The sequence below is a fragment of the Cellulophaga omnivescoria genome (assembly GCF_027915275.1).
GTDB lineage: Bacteria > Bacteroidota > Bacteroidia > Flavobacteriales > Flavobacteriaceae > Cellulophaga > Cellulophaga omnivescoria.
The window spans coordinates 3,471,069-3,490,552 of the sequence record NZ_CP115819.1 but is presented as its reverse complement, the minus strand read 5'-3'; the positions used below and the strand labels follow the sequence as shown (position 1 = coordinate 3,490,552).

At 34.3% G+C, this 19,484-nt stretch carries 7 protein-coding genes; all 7 read left to right on the top strand.

The features are described 5' to 3' along the window. Window positions 1–101: 101 nt before the first annotated feature. The 7 genes from PBN93_RS15425 (at window position 102) to PBN93_RS15395 (ending at window position 19,483) form a co-directional block, all read left to right on the top strand. Entirely contained in the window at window positions 102–1,088 is a 987-nt protein-coding gene (locus PBN93_RS15425) for a GntR family transcriptional regulator (protein WP_271081051.1), read from the top strand. Window positions 1,089–1,090: 2 nt separating this feature from the next. Further along, complete coding sequence (locus PBN93_RS15420; RefSeq protein ID WP_271081050.1) at window positions 1,091–2,575, top strand: xylulokinase; 1,485 nt, start codon at window positions 1,091–1,093, stop codon at window positions 2,573–2,575. 1 nt (window position 2,576) lies between these two features. Next, a complete protein-coding gene (gene xylA, locus PBN93_RS15415) occupies window positions 2,577–3,902 on the top strand; it encodes a xylose isomerase (protein WP_077399976.1) in 1,326 nt (441 codons plus the stop codon). An 83-nt stretch (window positions 3,903–3,985) separates the two neighbouring features. Next, window positions 3,986–5,401, top strand: coding sequence for a D-xylose transporter XylE (xylE, locus tag PBN93_RS15410; protein ID WP_271081049.1), 1,416 nt, complete (start codon window positions 3,986–3,988; stop codon window positions 5,399–5,401). Window positions 5,402–5,701: 300 nt separating this feature from the next. Then, window positions 5,702–18,553 (top strand): T9SS type B sorting domain-containing protein, encoded by a 12,852-nt coding sequence (locus tag PBN93_RS15405; RefSeq protein ID WP_271081047.1) that lies wholly within the window; start codon window positions 5,702–5,704, stop codon window positions 18,551–18,553. Window positions 18,554–18,673: 120 nt separating this feature from the next. Further along, entirely contained in the window at window positions 18,674–18,868 is a 195-nt protein-coding gene (locus tag PBN93_RS15400; RefSeq protein ID WP_034646407.1) for a hypothetical protein, read from the top strand. Window positions 18,869–18,994: 126 nt separating this feature from the next. Further along, window positions 18,995–19,483, top strand: coding sequence for a hypothetical protein (locus PBN93_RS15395; RefSeq protein WP_271081046.1), 489 nt, complete (start codon window positions 18,995–18,997; stop codon window positions 19,481–19,483). Window position 19,484 lies beyond the last annotated feature (1 nt).

The following is a 19,484-nucleotide window of genomic DNA, read 5'->3' as shown; positions in this document are numbered from 1 at the left end:
TATAATGTTTGAATTTACTTACATTTTATGTTTGTAACCTAGATTGTTTATTTTAAAATAAATTTCTATATTTGACTAACCAGAACAGAACAGAACGGTTTATGAAATTTGAAATTAATTCTAATAGTGATATACCAAAATACTTACAATTGGTTAACGCTATTAATGATGCTTTAGCTACAAACGTATTAACTAATGGAGATGCGTTACCCTCTGTAAATAAGGTATGTAAAGACTTTAATTTGTCTAGAGATACTGTATTTAAAGCGTATTCACTTTTAAAAGAATATGGTGTAATAGTATCAGTGCCTAACAAAGGGTATTATATAGCTAATGATACTAAAAAAGTGCTTTTGGTTTTAGATACTTTTAAAGCCTATAAAGAAGTTTTATATCATTCTTTTGTAAATAACCTCCCAAAAAATGTAATTGTAGATGTACAGTTTCATCATTATAAAATAAACAATTTTAAAACCATACTTAACAATAGTAAAGGTAAATATTATAAGTATGTGGTAATGAACTTTAATAATAAAGAAGTAGCAGAAATTTTATCTGATTTTGATACTAGTAATTTACTTTTAATAGATTGGAACATACACGCAAAAGAAAATAATAACTACGTTTTTCAAGATTTTGGTGCTTCGTTTTCTAGTGCTTTAAATGAAGCTATCTCTAGTTTTAAAAAATACAAACGCTTGGTCTTTGTGTATCCTACATTCACATTTCATCCTTTTGAAACTGTTACATATTTTAAGAAATTCTGTAAGGAAAACAATTTAGATTTTGATGTTGTATTAGATGTAAATGACTTTAAGGTTATAAATAATGAAGCTTACATAAGTGTAAGTGATAGAGTTTTAGGTAATTTTTTAGAACAATGTAAAGAGCATAACCTAGAGCCAGGTACAGATGTAGGTTTTTTATCTTACAATGAAACTCCAATGAAAAAATTTATTTATAAAGGTATTAGTGTAGTGTCTACAGATTTTAAAGCTCTAGGTTCTACAGCTGCTTCTTTTGTAACCAATGATAAGCCTTTGCAAAGCTATATTCCAACAAAATTAATATTAAGAGAATCTTTATAAGTATGTATTATATAGGGTATGATATTGGTAGTTCATCAGTTAAAGCAGCATTGGTAGATACAGATACAGGTAAACAAATAATTGTTGTTAATGAACCAGAAACCGAAATGGAAATTATTGCTCATCAACCAAATTGGGCAGAACAAGATCCTAATGAATGGTGGAAACACGTATGCAATGCTACAAAACGGGCAATTAAAGAATCTGGTATTAACGCATCTAAAATATCTGCAATAGGTATTTCTTACCAAATGCACGGTTTAGTAGTTGTAGATAAAGACTTAAACCCTTTACGTAATGCTATTATTTGGTGCGATAGTAGGGCTGTAGAAATTGGAGAAAAGGCATTTATAGAAATTGGTAAACATAAATGTGCAACAAGGCTTTTAAATTCACCTGCAAATTTTACGGCATCTAAATTAAAATGGGTTAGGGATAATGAACCAGATGTTTACAATAAAATTTATAAATATATACTTCCGGGAGATTTTATTGCAATGCAGTTTACGGGAGAAGTTAACACAACAAAAAACGGATTGTCTGAAGGAATTTTGTGGGATTTTAAAAATGATGAGTTGGCTTCATTTTTATTAGAGCATTATAATATAAATGAAGACTTAACACCAACAATTGTATCAAATTTTACAAGCCAGGGTCTCGTAACTAAAAGAGCATCAATTGCATCAGGGTTACCTGTTGGTATACCTATTAATTATAGAGCAGGTGACCAGCCTAATAATGCATTATCACTTAATGTATTAAAACACGGAGAAGTTGCTGCAACTGGTGGTACATCTGGAGTTGTATATGCGGTAACAAATAAGCTGCAGTCTAAAGAAACATCTAGAATTAACCATTTTGCTCACGTTAATTATACACAAAAAAAGCCTGTGTTAGGTAAACTCTTAAATATAAACGGAGCCGGAATTCAATACCGTTGGCTAAAAGATAATTTAGGGGTTAATAGTTATGATGAAATGAATAAAATGGCCTCTAAAATTTCTGTGGGGTCTAATGGGTTAAGCTTAATACCTTTTGGTAATGGTGCAGAACGTATGTTTAATAACAAAACTATAGGGACTCATTTTTGTAATCTAAACCTAAACAAACATACAAACGCCCATTTATATAGAGCGGCATTAGAAGGTATTGCTTTTTCTTTTGCTTACGGAATGCAAATTTTAAAAGATGATAATACTGCTATTAATGTTATTAGAGCAGGTAATGACAACTTATTTAGATCCGAAATTTTCTCTACTACAGTGGCTACATTAATTGGCTTTGAAATAGAAATATACAATACAACGGGAGCAGTTGGTGCAGCAAGGGCAGCAGGCGTAATTGATGGCGATTTTACAGATTTTAAAAATAATAGTACTGCTAACGACCTTGTAAAAACATACAAACCATTAGAGGATAAATTGTCTTATGTTAAGGCATATGAAAAATGGAAATACGAATTAGAAACAATTTTAAAACATAAATAATATGGCATTAATTGGCAATAAAGAATACTTTAAAGGCATAGGAGATATAAAGTTTGAAGGTAAAGACTCAGCAAACCCATTAGCATTTAAATACTATAATCCAGACCAAGTTGTGGCTGGTAAAACAATGAAAGAGCATTTTAAATTTGCCATTGCGTATTGGCATACTTTCTGCGGTCAAGGTTCTGATCCTTTTGGACCTGGAACTCAAAATTTTCCTTGGGACTCTTCATCAGACCCATTACAAGCAGCAAAAGATAAAGCAGATGCAGCTTTTGAATTTATAACAAAAATGGGATTTGATTATTATTGTTTTCACGATTTTGATTTGATTAATGAAGGTTCAACTTTAGTAGAGTCTGAAAAAAGAATTCATAGTATTACAGATTATCTAAAGGATAAAATGGAAGCTTCAAAAGTGAAGTTACTTTGGGGAACATCAAACTGTTTTTCTAACCCAAGGTATATGAATGGTGCTGCTACTAATCCAGATTTTAATGTGGTTGCCAGAGCAGGAGCACAAGTAAAGTTAGCATTAGACACTACCATTGCTTTAAACGGAGAAAACTATGTGTTTTGGGGTGGTAGAGAAGGTTATATGTCTTTGTTAAATACAGATATGGGCAGAGAATTAGACCATATGGCGCAGTTTTTAACTACAGCTAAAGATTATGCAAGATCTCAAGGGTTTAAAGGAACGTTTTTTATTGAGCCAAAACCTATGGAACCAATGAAACATCAATACGATTTTGATTCGGCTACGGCAATTGGTTTTTTACGTAAGTATGGCTTAGATAAAGATTTTAAAATTAATATAGAGGTAAACCACGCTACTTTGGCACAACACACTTTTCAGCATGAGTTGCAAGTTGCAGCCAACGAAGGTATGCTTGGTAGTATTGATGCTAACCGTGGTGATTATCAAAACGGTTGGGATACAGACCAATTTCCTAATAATATACAAGAAACTACAGAGGCAATGCTGGTATTTTTAAAGTCTGGAGGCTTGCAAGGTGGTGGTGTTAATTTTGATGCTAAAATTAGAAGAAATTCTACAGATTTAGAAGACGTATTTTTAGCTCATATTGGAGGAGCAGATACCTTTGCAAGAGCATTACTAACAGCAGATAAAATTATAACTTCTTCTACTTATGATGAGCTTAGAAAAAAACGTTATGCCTCTTTTGATTCAGGAAAAGGTAAGGAGTTTGAAGATGGAAAATTAAACCTTCAAGATTTACATAAAATAGCACTAGAAAATGGCGAATTAGATTTAATTAGTGGAAAACAAGAATTGTTTGAAAACATCGTAAATCAATATATATAATAAGTAAAAAGGTGTAAACTTAAATAAAATGGTTTACGCCTTTTTTATAGTCATATACATAACCAACTAACCTTTTTAAACCTATGAAGACCTCTACTAATACCTTTTTTTTATGGAAGTTAACCTTGGTAGCTACTTTAGGCGGACTCCTATTTGGATATGATACAGCAGTAATATCTGGAACTGTAAGTTCTTTAGAACAGTTTTTTGTGCTACCATTTGGCTTGTCTGAAACTGCCTCTAATGCAAGACTAGGTTTTTTAGTGTCTAGCGCATTAATAGGGTGTATAATTGGTGGTGTTTTTGGTGGTCTAATAAGTAAAATACTTGGAAGAAAAAAAGGGTTAATCTTAGCAGCTACTTTGTTTTTAATATCAGCCTTAGGTTCTGCTATGCCAGAGCTGTTTGTAAAACCAATAGGAGAGGCAGACCATACTTTTATGTATATTTTTATCTTATACCGCATTATTGGAGGTATAGGTGTTGGGTTAGCGTCTATGTTATCACCTTTGTACATTGCAGAAATTGCTCCAGCTAATAAAAGAGGAAAGTTAGTTTCAATGAATCAGTTTGCTATAATATTTGGTATGTTGGTTGTATATTTTGTCAATTATTATATATCTAGTCAAGGAGATAATATTTGGTTAAATACCCTTGGTTGGCGTTGGATGTTTGCATCAGAAATAATACCTGCAAGTTTGTTTCTATTTTTTTTACTTTTTGTGCCAGACACCCCAAGATCTTTGGTTTTAAAATCTAACCCTAAAAAAGCATTAGATGTATTAATTAAAGTTAACGGTGTAGATAATGCTCCAGTAATCTTAAATCAAATAAAAAGTACAGTTACTAACCACTCTGCAAAGTTATTTTCATATGGCGTACCTATTATTATAATAGGTGTTTTACTATCCGTTTTTCAGCAATTTGTTGGTATTAATGTAGTGTTATATTATGCGCCAGAAATTTTTAAAAGTATGGGTTCTGGTACAGATGTAGCATTGTTGCAAACTATAATTGTGGGTGCTATTAATTTACTTTTTACAGTGTTAGCCATACAAACGGTAGATAAATTTGGCAGAAAACCGTTAATGATTATTGGTGCTGTAAGTATGGCTATTGCTATGTTAGCCCTAGGAACAGCATTTTATACTACATCTTTGGGAGTGTTTGCATTGGTTTGTATGTTGGTATATGTAGCTGGTTTTGCAATGAGTTGGGGACCTGTGGCTTGGGTTCTTTTATCAGAAATTTTTCCTAATAGCATTAGAGGTAAAGCCTTAGCTGTAGCAGTAGCGGCACAATGGATAGCAAATTATTTTGTTTCGTGGACGTTTCCTATGATGGATAAAAACAGTTATTTAGTAGAGAAATTTAATCACGGTTTTGCATATTGGGTGTATGGAGTTATGGCCATTTTAGCGGCGTTTTTTGTGTATAAGTTTATTCCAGAAACCAAAGGAAAAACTTTAGAGGAAATGAATGATATTTGGAAAGTATAAAGCATTATATTTTTTGATTATAAGCAAGAAATATTTTAGATGTAGAGTTATTAAAATACGATAAAATTCATCTGTGTTTTTTTTGCCTTATTTTCTTTGTAGTGCTTAAAAATAGTGCATTCACCGATGTTTTTTACATATTTTAAAAAATCAATTTAGCTTTTCATTTTTCTTGATGTTCACAATTGTTATTGTGGCAACAACCTAATGCTGTTTTACAACAAAATATTGCATTTATGCCTACTTAATGTTCTTTTTGATAGTATTAATTATAGTGTTGTTACAACAAAATACCATCTGATGAACAAAAAAATACTTATTTTATTTCTATTGCTAATAGGCTTTAGTTTCTCCATTCAAGCTCAGTTAAGTGATTTACATTATTTACCGCCACTAAAGCAAGGGCAAAACAACCAAGCTGTGCAGCAACAAGCTGTTTATTTATCTACGCCAGAGCCAACTACCTTTACGGTTAATGCTTATAGGGGTACAAATACAACGCCAATTGCAACTTTTAATATCTCTAATGTTAGTCCTGCTGTTTACACACTTGCTAACGGAGATAATAATATTACCTTGGTTACCAATGAAAACACGGGTGTTGTTTTAAACAACAGTGGTTTACGATTTGAGTCGCCCAGCGGAAATAAATTTTATGTTAACTATAGAGGATATTCTGCTGCACAGGCTGCATCCTTAACATCTAAGGGTAGGGTTGCTATGGGTACTAGTTTTAAATGGGGAGGTATACCTAACTTAGGTCAGCACTCATCTAAATCTAATACACTTGGTATTATGGCAACAGAAGACAATACCGTAGTAGATGTATATGGGTATGATCCAGACTGTGTTTTTAGAAATGGTAATGATGTAGACGGACATACAGATAACACGTACCAAATAACATTAAATGCAAATGAATCTTTTGTTTTTGAAGCTTACGTTGGTAACTCTCCTACACAAGCACAAAGAGATGGTTGGATAGGAGCCACTATTAAATCAACAAAAAATATTGTAATTAGTAACGGTGGTATGAACTTTGGTCGTCAGGTAGGTTCATCAAACCGAGATGCAGGTATAGATCAACCTGTACCGGAAAATAAATTAGGAAAAGATTACGTATTTGTAAGAGGTAATGGTAGTACAAATGGTACTACAGAATTTCCATTAATTATAGGTACAGCAGACAATACTAATATATATGTTAATGGTAGTACAACACCAATAGCAACAATTAATGACGGAGACTATTTTGAAATACCAAGTAGTTATTACTCTAGCAATAGTGTTGGTGCAAATATGTTTGTACAAACATCTAAAGATGCCTACGCTTACCAATGTATGGCCGGTGCAGCGGAAGTGTATACACAAGGTTTAAACTTTGTAGCGCCTGTAAATTGTTTGTTGCCAGATAATATGGATAATATTCCTGATATTAGAAATATGGCAGGTACTACGGTAACAGGTGGTGTAACTATAATTGCAGCCACTAACACTCCAGATGCCAATATTAAAGTTTTTGAAAACGGAACAGAAATAACATCTATGCCAGCCTCAGTACCTGTTGCAGGTACACCAGATTGGAAAACATTTTTTATACCAGATTTAAATGGTAATATAAGTGTACAATCTACTGGTCCTGTAGCTATTGGTTTTTTTGGTTATAACGGAGCTAGAGGTGTTGCTGGATATTTTTCTGGTTTTGATACGGTACCAGAAGTTACTTTAGAAATTAGAGGAGGTAGCGGTTGTTTTGTAGGATCTGAAATATATGAAGCTACAGGTAATTTTGATGCTTACCAGTGGTATGAGGATGGTGTACTTATACCAGGAGCAAACAGCCCTACGTATGCACCATCTGGCGCTGGAGAATTTTTTGTAAGAGGTACCAAAGGTCCTTGTACATATGATTCTCAGCCTATAGATGCATTGTATTGTGATCCGGATGTTGTTTTAGATAAAACAGTAGATAAACCTGAGATTGTAGAGGGTGAAACAGCAACCTTTACTATTAAAGTACGTAACTTAGGACTTGGCCCACTTACAAATCTTCAAATAACAGATAATATACCTACTGGCTTAACCTTAGTGTCTAGCTTTACAATTACTGGTAGTTTTAGTGGTAATGTATGGAATATAGGTACATTAGATGGTGGAGATACTGCTACATTAGAACTGGTAGTTAGAGGAGATGAAATAGATATTCTTCCTTTGGTGAGTTTGGTAAATACGGTAACAAATACACAAGACCAAACAGATACTAATATTACTACAGATAGTCCTACAGCAAGAATTATTGTACATAATGACTATGATAACGATGGAGTTATAGACTCTGTTGACTTAGATGATGATAATGACGGAATTTATGATTCTGTAGAACAACTTTGTACTATTTCTAGTGATGTAACATTTACCTCTCCTTCAACAACAGTACAAGGAGGAACATCTGTAACAGAAATCTTTACCAATTTTAATGATTTTTGGAGAAGTTCTTCAGCAAGTCCAAATACTGTTAGACCAAATTTATCTCATGAGTTATTGGCATTTACATCTGGCGGAACTACTTTTTCTACAGGTGTTATAGATGATGATCTTTTTGATGCTAATAGTAATGGGTTAATGGACGGTATTGATACTAATAATGATGGTTCTTCAGATTTAAGCATTTCAGAATCTAATTGGTTAGGTTTAACACCTTCTAACAATATTTATGGCGAAATGACTATAGAGGCTAGTCTAAATGATGGAGATGTTAATAATGCTTTAGGGTTAACTGTAGTAGGAGACCCAACTACAGACCCATTAAATCCATTATTAACAAACGGTCAAAATAGTTTAGATTTAGGTACTGGTATAGCTAATATAGGAAACAGTTGGACCTATGAGATAGACCCAATTGTAGCAACTACTGTTGGTGATGGTATACCAGATATTTTATTAACCCAAATTGCACAACCAGGAGGAGCAGGGCACGTTATTAGCTTGTATGATGCTAACGGAGCTCCTTTAGGTAACGCAGTACAAGTACAAGCATCGGGTAGTGGTGCGTTATCTTCTGTAGTAGGTTCTTATGATTTAGATGTTTACTACCCTAACGGTAGTGTTTTCTTTGCCAATACAACTAGAGAATACCGTTTAGCAACTATAGAGTTGTCAGAATTTGGTATACCTGCAGCAAATATTGGAGATGTTGCATTTTTACGTTTAGAATTATCTAATGATGCAGATATTGCCTTTTTAGCATACAATACAGATTCATTTTCTGGTTTTTGTGCTAATTTAGATACAGATGGAGACGGTATACCAGATCATTTAGATTTAGATAGTGATGGTGATGGCTGTAGTGATGCTAATGAATATTACAAAGATGATAATGCAGATGGTGGAGATGATGGAGTTTATGGAGCAGGCACACCAGCTGTAGATCCTACAGATGGTACTGTAATAGCAGCGTCATATGTAGAGGTTTTAGCTCCAGAAATTTTATTAGGTAATACTGTTGAAGATTTATCTGGTAACGATATTAATGGTGATGATGTAACTTTAGGACAAACAATGCAATATGTACTGCGTTTTCAAAACACAGGAGATGATGATGCTACAAACTATACCATAAGAAATATACTGCCAGAAAATGTTATTTTAGATGGCGTAGATGTTTCTGGTGCTCCTGGAGTTACTTATACACATGATATTGCTAACAATACATTAAACTTTACTGTACCAGATAATCTGGTAGAAGTAGGGGATACAGAATATGTAATAAGAATAAAAGTATCTATTACAGCTAATTGTTCAGAGTTTGTAGCAGCTTGTTCTTCAACTTTAGAAAACATAGCGTATTCTACCTACCAAGGAACAATAAACACAAATACTTTTACAGATGAAGGAGGAGCAACTTCTATTGGAGCTTGTACAAGAGATCCAGAAGTAGCAAGTAATTCAATTTTAAGTGACTTGTCATCTTGTAACCAAGCTAGAACAGTTCAACTATGTGGAGACTTTGTAGTTTTAACAGCTGGTGAAGGGTTTACATCTTACAACTGGGTATTAGATAATAATAATAATGGTGTGGTAGATGCTGGTGATACGGTTTTAAATGATGGTGATCCAGATTCAGATCCAAGAACATATCGTACAACTGATATTGGTAATTTTATTGTAGAAAAAACAGGAGATGGTACTTGCCCTAATTTAGTAGAGCGTATTACTGTAGAACGTTTTGGTACAACGCAAACAAACCCAGTATTAGACTATTTTAACTATGTAAATAGTGATACTAACCCAGATAATGATTTACAGGGAGAAATAGCAACGTGCCCTATAGACGGTAGTTTATTACCAAAAATATACCTGTGTGGTGCTACAGATGAGGCAACAATACAACTGGGTATTACAGACGCAGAAAGTATTACTTGGGAAAAATTGGATGATGCTAGCTGTTCTGATGCTGGTGACGATTGTGCAAATAAAAATTTAACTTGTACTTGGAACGCAGTTTCTAATGTAGATAATTTTACTGCAACAGAAAGCGGTGAATATAGAGTTGTTGTAAGTTATACTGGTGGATGTTTTAGTCGTTTTTATTTTACAGTTTATAAAAATGAATTAGATATAGAGTTTACCTCAAAAAATATATTATGTGATACAGATGGTAATATTAGAATTACCAATGTAGGTTCAGGATATGGTTTTCAGTTAATAGATGCCGTTAGTGGAGCTGTAGTAGTTCCTTTTTCTGCAAACAACGGACCAAATTTTGATATTGCAACTGTAGGTACATACAAAGTACAGGTAACGCAATTAAATCCTGCAGATAACTCACCTATAGATGGAGCTTGTATTTTTGAAACTGAAGATATTGGTGTTAGGGAAGATATTTTTACTGTTAACATTACTACAACTCCAGAAGATTGTAATAATGGAGGTACAATAACTGTACAGGCATCTAATGCACTACCTAATTATGGTTATGAACTACGTTTAGATGATGGTTCTAATGGAGGTGATGGTTCTCCATTACGTAATCATCCAACTGTGAATGATAATACATATGAGTTTACAGGTGTTACAGCTGGTAATTATATAGTAATTACTACTACACAAGATGGTTGTTTTAATTCTCAAGATATAACTGTAGGCGAAATAGAAGAACTTAAGTTAGGGGCTGTTACTACGGCAAATATTACTTGTACTGCGGGTACAGTAAACTTAACTCCTACTGGCGGTTTACCTAGTCCAGTTTATGAAATGGCAATTTGGAGTAAAGACGGTGTTGCATTATATGCTGATGAGGCTTCTATACCAGATTCTGCCTTTACAGAAAGTACTAGTTTCTTATTTGGGTATAGAGGTTCGCCTTTAACTTATTATCCTAATGAAGAAGGTGAGTACGTTTTTATAGTAAGAGATAATAATGGTTGTTATGCTACATCTGTTCCGGTTAGAGTTGAAGATTTAGGAACACCAGAAATTACAGCTTCACATAGCACAATTACTTGTGCAGATTCTGCAACATCTACATTAACAGTAAATGTTACTGGTGGTACAGCTCCTTACAGGTATAGTTTAGATGGTGGTACAAATTACCAAACTGTAAATGAGTTTAGCAACTTAGCTGCAGGTATTTATACTATAACAGTTATGGATGCAAGTGGTGATACAATAGATACAGGTTGTATAGTAAGTGAAGATTATGAAATAGATCAGCCGTTTAGATTAACAGCTTCTGCAGCTATTATTGAAGATGCTTCTTGTAACCCTGCAGGTGCTTTGGTAAAAATACTAAACCCTAATGGCGGAAATGGTACTTATGAGTTTAGCTTTAACGGCGGAGGTACTTTTAGTGCTACAGATACAGCAAATTTAGCTCCAGGAGATTATGAATTAGTTTTAAGAGATAGTTTAGGGTGTACTTATGAGATGGAAATTACGGTTCCAGATCCAATTACTGCACCAACTTTTAATACTGATATTGCGTATGATTGTATTGGAGATGGTACAATAACTGTAACACCTTCTAATACAGCAGACTTTAGATATGTTTATAAACTAAATACAGTAGATAATACACCAGCAGATAATAATATTTTTACAGGTGTAACTAATGGTTCTCATACTATTACTGTAGATTATGCAAGTGCATTAACAGCTAGCCAGTCTACATTGTTTTATGAGAGTTTTGGAGCAGGTGCTACTACACAAATAGCAGAAATAGGATCTGATTATTGTTATGAGCCGCAAAGTGGTGCAGAAACAGCTTGTAATCGTGGTCCGGCTGGTATTTTAGTAAACGGAGAATATACAGTTACAAATTTTGTAACCAATCCGGTTCCTAGCTTTAGAAGCCCTAATGATCATACAGGTTTAGCAGATGGTCGTTTCTTAGCTATTGATGTTAGTACATTTTCAGACGTATATGCAGCGCCAGTTTTAAACGGTGTGCTATGGTCTAGAACAGGTATAGAGGTGTTACCAAACCAAGACATTACTTTTTCTTTGTGGGCATATAATTTAATGCAAGTAGGTAGTAGCGGCAATAATCCAGAAATGACAATAGAACTGGTAGACGGTTCTGGTACTGTAATTTCTAGTGTTGCAACTGCAGAAATTCCTAAAAATACAAATGTAGATGATTGGCATAACCGTACGGTTACTTTTAATCCTGGTGCAAATACCACTGTGGGTATTGTTATACGTAACAATGTAAATAGTAATGATGGTAACGATTTAATTATAGATGACCTTAGAGCAACACAAGCCCCAGAAGCTTGTGCACAATCTGCAGATATTACTGTAATTGTAGAAGATAATAAAGAATTTAGTGCCGCATTATTAGGAACAAAAGATCCTAATTGTAATGGTGGTTCAGATGGTACTATTCGTTTTGAAGTTTCTAATTTTGATACTGTAACAGGCTTTGAATATTCTGTAGATGGCGGTACAACTTGGATAACATCTTTAACATCACCAGTTACAACAGCGGCAAGTTTAGCAGATGGTACATATAATGTGCAAGTACGTAAGGTTAGTGATAATGCTTGTATTACAAACTTTAATGCAACATTAACAGAGCCAGCAGCAATACTACCAAGTTTAAGTGAGACTTCTGCATATACGTGTTTTAACACAGGTGCAACATTAACAGCTTCTGCTACGGGTGGTTCTCCAGGTTATGAATATCAGTTAGAAAGAGCTGCTGATAATTCTATAGTAAGAGCATACCAAACAGATACTAATTTTATAAACGTAACTGAGGGTGATTATGTAGTTCGTGTTAAAGATAATAAAGGTTGCGAAGTTGTAACAACAACAGCTGTAACCGTAGATAAATTTGATGATATTGATTTTGATTTATCGGCTACATCATGTTATGATGGCAGTAATAATGCAACTATAACAGTTACCGTTACTAGTGGTAATGGCGACTACAATTTTAGAATAAATGGAAATGCCTGGGTAAGTCCAATTCCTGCAAATTCTAACGAACATATTTTTACTGGTTTGTCTAACGGTAGTTATGATATTGAAGTAACAGATGCTTTTGGATGTGTATCAATACTAAAAACTATAGTAATACAACCTAATTTAAGGGCTATAGTAGAGGTTGAAGATGTTAGTTCTTGCGCAGATGGTAGTATAACTGTAGATGCACAAGGAGGAGATGGTAATTTAGCTTATGCTTTTGTACCAACTACAACTCCTGTTACTGCAGCAGATTTTTCAGGAACAGACACATTTACTGTAGCTGCAGCAGATGCAGGTACTTATGATGTTTATGTATGGGACAACGGCGCAGCAGACCCACATTGTGAGTTTATGGAGACCGTAACAGTAAACCCAGCAACACCTTTAACATTTACAGCAGATCCAACAGATCCTGATTGTTATAACGGTTTAGGAACTATAGCAGTAGAAATTACTTCTGGTATAGCACCTTACACTTATCAAATTGTAGATATAGATAATGCTGGTGCCTCTAACGAGACAGTTACTAATGTAATTAACAACACCAAAACTTTTTATAATTTAAACCCAGGAAACTATACAATTAATATTACAGATGCCAGTGGTTGTACAGTAACCACAACTCCTAATGTAATTATTAACAATCCTGACGAGTTAACGGCAGATATTATAGGGGTTACACCTGTTACTTGTACTGGTACTGCTAGTGATTTTGGTTTTAGATTTGATGCTTACCCATCTACATTAGGAACAATAGAGTTTAGTGCAGATGGTGGTGCTACTTGGACAGCAGATAACTCGGTTCCTGGAACATCAGATAGGTTAACAGGTTATTTATCAGGAGAAAGTGTTTACCCTTCTATGAGAACGGTAGATGGCTCTGGAAATACTGTTTGTCAAACAGATTTTCCAAGATATACAATCCCTTATCCTTTAGATAACTTAGATATTACCATAGACGCTGTTGTTGTAAATTGTAATGAGTTACAAGTTAAAGTACAAGGCTCCCAAGGTACTCCTGGTTATGAGTATGCATTTTCTGAAGATCCTGCAAACTTTAACCCTGCTGCTGCTACTTGGATAGCTGGTGGTTCGGTAAATGATTCTTCAGGATCGGCTGTAACAGTTCCGGCAGGGCACGGTAATTACTTGTGGACAGGCTTAACTCCTGGTAGAACTTATGTGTTTTATGTACGTGATTTTAATGGTTGTGTACGCCAGAGTGATGTAAATGTGAACGATATTGTAAATCCACTTCCTTTAGATGTTGATTTTACATCGACTCCTTCTTGTGATGGGGCAGATAATGCAACAATAGATTTTACAATTACAGATAATGCCGCTCCTTTTGGATCACAATACAGATGGGAATTGTACAATATAGCAGGTAACATTATCAGATCTAGTGGTAATGGTACTACTCCTGGTATGGCAGGTACAATTGTTACTTTTAACAGTAACTTACAAATAACCAATTTGGTGCCAGATGAGTACTACATTGTGGTAACAGAAATTGATGGTGCTACAGATACCTGTATATCAGCTTCAGAAAATGTATTGTTAGAAGAGTTAGATCCAATATCTGCAACCTTAAGAAAATTGGAAGATATTACATGTTCTAGTCCAGGACTTATTGCCGTAGAAAACATCACTGGTGGTGGTGGCACATACACATTTACACTTACAGACCCTTCAGCTACAGTTATTGCTACGGGTACGCCAGATAATCCTTTAGAGATTCCTGAAGGTTCTGTTGCAGGTAATTATACAGTAAGTATTAGTGACCAATATGGCTGTGAGTATCCTCTAGGCACTATTAATATGTCACTAGCAGCTAACCCAACAATTAATGATGTTGAGGTTAATAACTGTGGTACTACTGCAACCTTAAATGTTATTACAACACTTGGAGATTCAGCTACACTTGTATATTCTATAGATGGTGGTGCAAATTACGTTTCAAACGGAGGAGTGTTTAATAATGTAGCAGTGGGTACATATACTGTTTTTGTAAAAGATGGTAACGGATGTACAGATTCATTCCCAACAGAAGTTTACCCAACTTTACAAGCTACTGCAACTTTAGAACAAAGTTTAGGTTGTACTAATGACGCAGAAATATTAATTACAGCTTCACAAGGCTCTGGAAATTATGAATATAGAATAGAAGATTCATCTGCTACAGAAATTGTTGCTAGAACAGCATTTACAACATCTGTAAGCGCAGCGGTAACAGTTGCAGATACGTACACGGTTATGGTTTATGATGCAAGCACATCTACACCAGTTTGTGTAAGAACGTTTACAGTAAATGTTCCTGCTGCAATACAGCCAAACTTTACTGCTACAGCTACAGACTTAACATGCAACAGCTCTGCAGACGGTATAATTAAAATTACTGAAGTTAATAATGGAAATAATCCATTATCATACTCTATTTCACCTAATGTAGCAACTTACAATCCTACTACAAATTCGTTCTCAGGCTTAGCGGCAGGTACTTATGATGTGTCTGGAGTTGGTCCTAACGGTTGTGTAACTACTAGAACATCTATAGTGGTAGGTGAGCCAAATGTAGTAGCGTTTGCTACACCAGTTGTTAACCAATTTGGTTGTACAACAGATAATACTACAAACAATGCAACTATTGTTTTAGATGAAACTAGTATAACTGGTGGTAGTAACACTTATTCTCGTTATGAGTTTGAAGATGTAACTACTGGAGATATATTACAAACAGGTACAAATGCCACATATATTTATACAGATTTTGCTGGTGGTGATGTTATAGTACGTGTTATTGATGATAAAGGTTGTAGTGCAGAGCAAACAGTTACAGTGTTAGCATACAATCAATTGCTAACGGCCAATGCTGTTGTAACAGACGCAATAGCTTGTTCTAATGCTGGCGAAGATATTAGGGTAGATGTTACAGGTAGCATTACAAGTTATACTACTGGTGCTAACCCTGGCGATTATCAATTTACATTATTGCCAAGTGGTACACCTCAAGCATCTAATTTGTTTGCAGATTTACAACCAGGTACGCATACTATATTAGTAGAAAATACAACTACTGGTTGTCAAATAACTACAGAGCACATTGTATCAGAGCCTAATACTTTTGATGTTCATGTAGAGATAGTATCTGATGTTATTTGTTTTGGTACTGAAGGACTAGTTAGGTTAACTATAAGTGATGCCACTTATACAGGAGGATTTACATACAGAATTTATGAAACTAATAATACACCAGCAGATCCTTTAGATGATGGTCTGGCTATTAGAAGTGGTAGTTCTGCAGATTTTGGACCTACTGCACCTATTAACGTGCCAGCTGGTAATTACAGAGTAGAGGTAATACAAGATGGTTTCCCAGATTGTACTCAAAATAGATTGTTTAATGTAAAGTCTCCAAGTGCTGCTTTAGCATTAGATCCTATAGCTACAGAAGATGTTGGCTGTACAAATGATATGGGTACGGCAAATATTAAACCAACAGGAGGTTTAGCTCCATATACAATTTCTATTGTAAATAATGTTACTCTGGCTACAGAAACAGTAAGTGGTGTTAACTCATACTTATTCCAAAACTTAGCTGCAGGCCAATACACTGTTACTGTAGATGATGCTCTGGGATGTTCTAGCACTTTCTCTAATGCGTTTAATTTGGTAGTTCCAGATCCTATATCAGGAACAATTACAAACACAGATTTAGTTTGTTATGGAGATTCTGATGCAACAGTAACTTTTACTGTAAACCCAAGAAATGTTACTACTACCTACAAATATGTATTAAATAAATACACAGATGCTAGCGGTAGTACATTAGAAACAAGTAGTGTTAGTCAGTCTGCAGATACATTTGGTAATTTAAGTGCTGGTTTCTATAGCATAAGTGTTGTAGATGCTATGAACTGTGCTTTTGAGTCTTCAATTATAGAAATTGTAGATCCTTTAGAACCAAATGCAACATTAATAACTACAGCAGAATTAGGTTGTACTACTGGTGCTGAGTTAGAGTTGTCTGCAACAGGTGGTACTGCTCCTTATACTTGGAGTACAGACGGTGTAACATTTACACCAATGAACAATGCAAATGGTCCTGGAACGCACGTATTTACTGGTCTTGCAGATGGTACACATCAATATTATGTTAGAGATAACTTTAATTGTATTTCTGCAGTATCTAATGTAATAGTTATAGATCCTATAGCGCCACTTACATTGGTTGTAGATGAAAGTGCAGCGGTTATTAACTGTAACGGAGAAAGTACTGCCGTAATTACTGCAAAAGCAGATGGTGGTTTAGGTAACTATCAATACGGATTGTTTACTGATGCTACACTAACAAACCAAGTTAGAGCCTACCAAACATCAGAAACATTTGCAGATTTACCAATGGGTACATATTATGTTAATGTACAGAGTGAAGATTGTGAAACATTGTCTAGTGCAATTAATATTACAGAACCAACAGCATTAAGTGTAACACCTGTTATTACTAATGTAAGTTGTAATGGTGATGATGATGGTAGTATTGTTTTAAATGTAACAGGCGGTACGGGTAACTACCAGTACGCAATATCTCCGGATCTTAATAGATTTGATGATGAAAATATGTTTGATGAGCTTGTTGCTGGTGATTACAGTGTAATTGTACAAGATGCTAACGGTTGTTTTGAACTTATAGAGTTTACAATTACAGAACCTGCAGAGTTACAAATGAGTTTAGTGTCTACACCAGAAATTTGCGCAGGTGATGAAGATGGTACAATTACAGTAACTGCAACTGGTGGTACAGCGCCATATAGTACAAGTATAAATAGTAATGATGATGCAGATTTTGTAGAAGGCAGAATGTCGTTTACAGACTTGGCAGCAGGTACATACGTTATTTTTGTAAAAGATGCTATGGGTTGTATTACTAATGAAGTTGTAGAGATTGAAGGTGGTGCAAACCTTACGGCAAGTACAGAGGTTATTTATGAGTGTACAGGTGATACTCCAAACAACAGTGTTGCAGTAATTTTTGAAGACCCTACTGTTGCAGCAGATGTATTATATGGTTTAGATACTACAGACCCAGCGTTAATGGTATTAGATCCAGACTTTACAAACTTAGCTCCTGGTATGCACTATATAACTATTGCACACGCTAACGGATGTATAAATACAGTAGATTTTGAAATAGAGGACTTTACTCCATTGCAACTAATTGCAGAGCAGCAAAGTATTAATGAAATTACTGCATTAGCAACAGGTGGTAAACCAGGTTATACATATTACTTTAATGATGTAGATAACGGAGAAGATAATACGTTCTATATTACTAAAACAGATACGTATACAGTACGTGTTGTAGATGAAAACGGATGTGAGTCTATACAAACCATATTTATGGAGTTTATAGATATAGAAATTCCTAATTTCTTTACACCAGATGGTGATGGCCAAAACGATTTTTGGATTCCGAAACACATAGATCAGTTCCCTGATATTTATATTACTATTTTTGACCGTTACGGTAGAGAAGTGTATAAATTAGAAGATAATGAACAAGGGTGGGACGGTTTATACCAAAACACAAATTTACCAACAGGTGACTACTGGTACGTTATTAAACTTAATGGCGAAAGTGATGACAGAGAATTTATGGGTCACTTTACATTATACAGATAACAACTTTTGTTATAATTTTACTAAACCCTTCTAAATTTTTAGAAGGGTTTTTTATTTACACTTATAATTAAAATTGTATTTATTACATTTGAAAAATCTTATACAAACAAACTTTTAAGGTTGGGAACTACCAAATTTGTACTATTTACCGCAGACAATAAATACGTAGTAGAGTATTTGTTGCAACAACTTATACTTAGCGATAGTATTACAGAGGCCCTAATTTTTGAAGAGTACGACCTAGCAGTGGGTTTTAGAAAAATGCTTGCTAAAAATTGCAAGTTAGACTGCTCTATAAATACATATATCGAATAATTTTTTGCTGCATTAAAAAACAATCTCTAAATTACTCTCTGTAAGAACTATCTTTTCTTGTTAAGAGTGTTCACCTCTATATAGCTGGTTTTTTCAGAAAGAATAAATTTAAATTTAATATTGAAAATGGAATTATTCAATTTCTTCAAAAAAAAGAACACCAACACAAGTAAAAGTGAATCATCTTTGGATGAGAAACAATGTAATTTTATAAATGATATGACCAAATCTGCTGAATTTTTTGTTAACAGCAGTTCAGAAAATTTTAAAGGATTAGACTATTCCGTTAAAAGTTTAGAAGTTGTTGAGAATATGTTAGATGAAGCGTCTGATTTTTATAAGCAAATGGATAAGGAACAACAGCAAAATTTAATTACAACAGTTGGCTCATATATTTTTGAAGTAGCAAGACAAAATTTTGGAGGAAAATATTTTTGGTATGATAAATTAAACCAACCCATACTCGTTAATGGTCAACCTAATTTTGAAGCTTCAATTATAGCAAATGATAAGGTTGAAAAAAGATTAGTTAATGGGGTGGAAGATAATATTCCTTTTTATTTTGAGGGCTATGTGCAACTTATTAATGCTAAAAAATCAGGAATGATTGTTTAAT

Excerpts from the sequence above, each read along its gene's own strand:
- PBN93_RS15405 (WP_271081047.1), top strand. The coding sequence starts at position 5,702 with ATGAACAAAAAAATACTTATTTTATTTCTATTGCTAATAGGCTTTAGT.
- PBN93_RS15425 (WP_271081051.1), top strand. The coding sequence starts at position 102 with ATGAAATTTGAAATTAATTCTAATAGTGATATACCAAAATACTTACAA.
- xylE (WP_271081049.1), top strand. The coding sequence starts at position 3,986 with ATGAAGACCTCTACTAATACCTTTTTTTTATGGAAGTTAACCTTGGTA.
- xylA (WP_077399976.1), top strand. The coding sequence starts at position 2,577 with ATGGCATTAATTGGCAATAAAGAATACTTTAAAGGCATAGGAGATATA.
- PBN93_RS15395 (WP_271081046.1), top strand. The coding sequence starts at position 18,995 with ATGGAATTATTCAATTTCTTCAAAAAAAAGAACACCAACACAAGTAAA.
- PBN93_RS15420 (WP_271081050.1), top strand. The coding sequence starts at position 1,091 with ATGTATTATATAGGGTATGATATTGGTAGTTCATCAGTTAAAGCAGCA.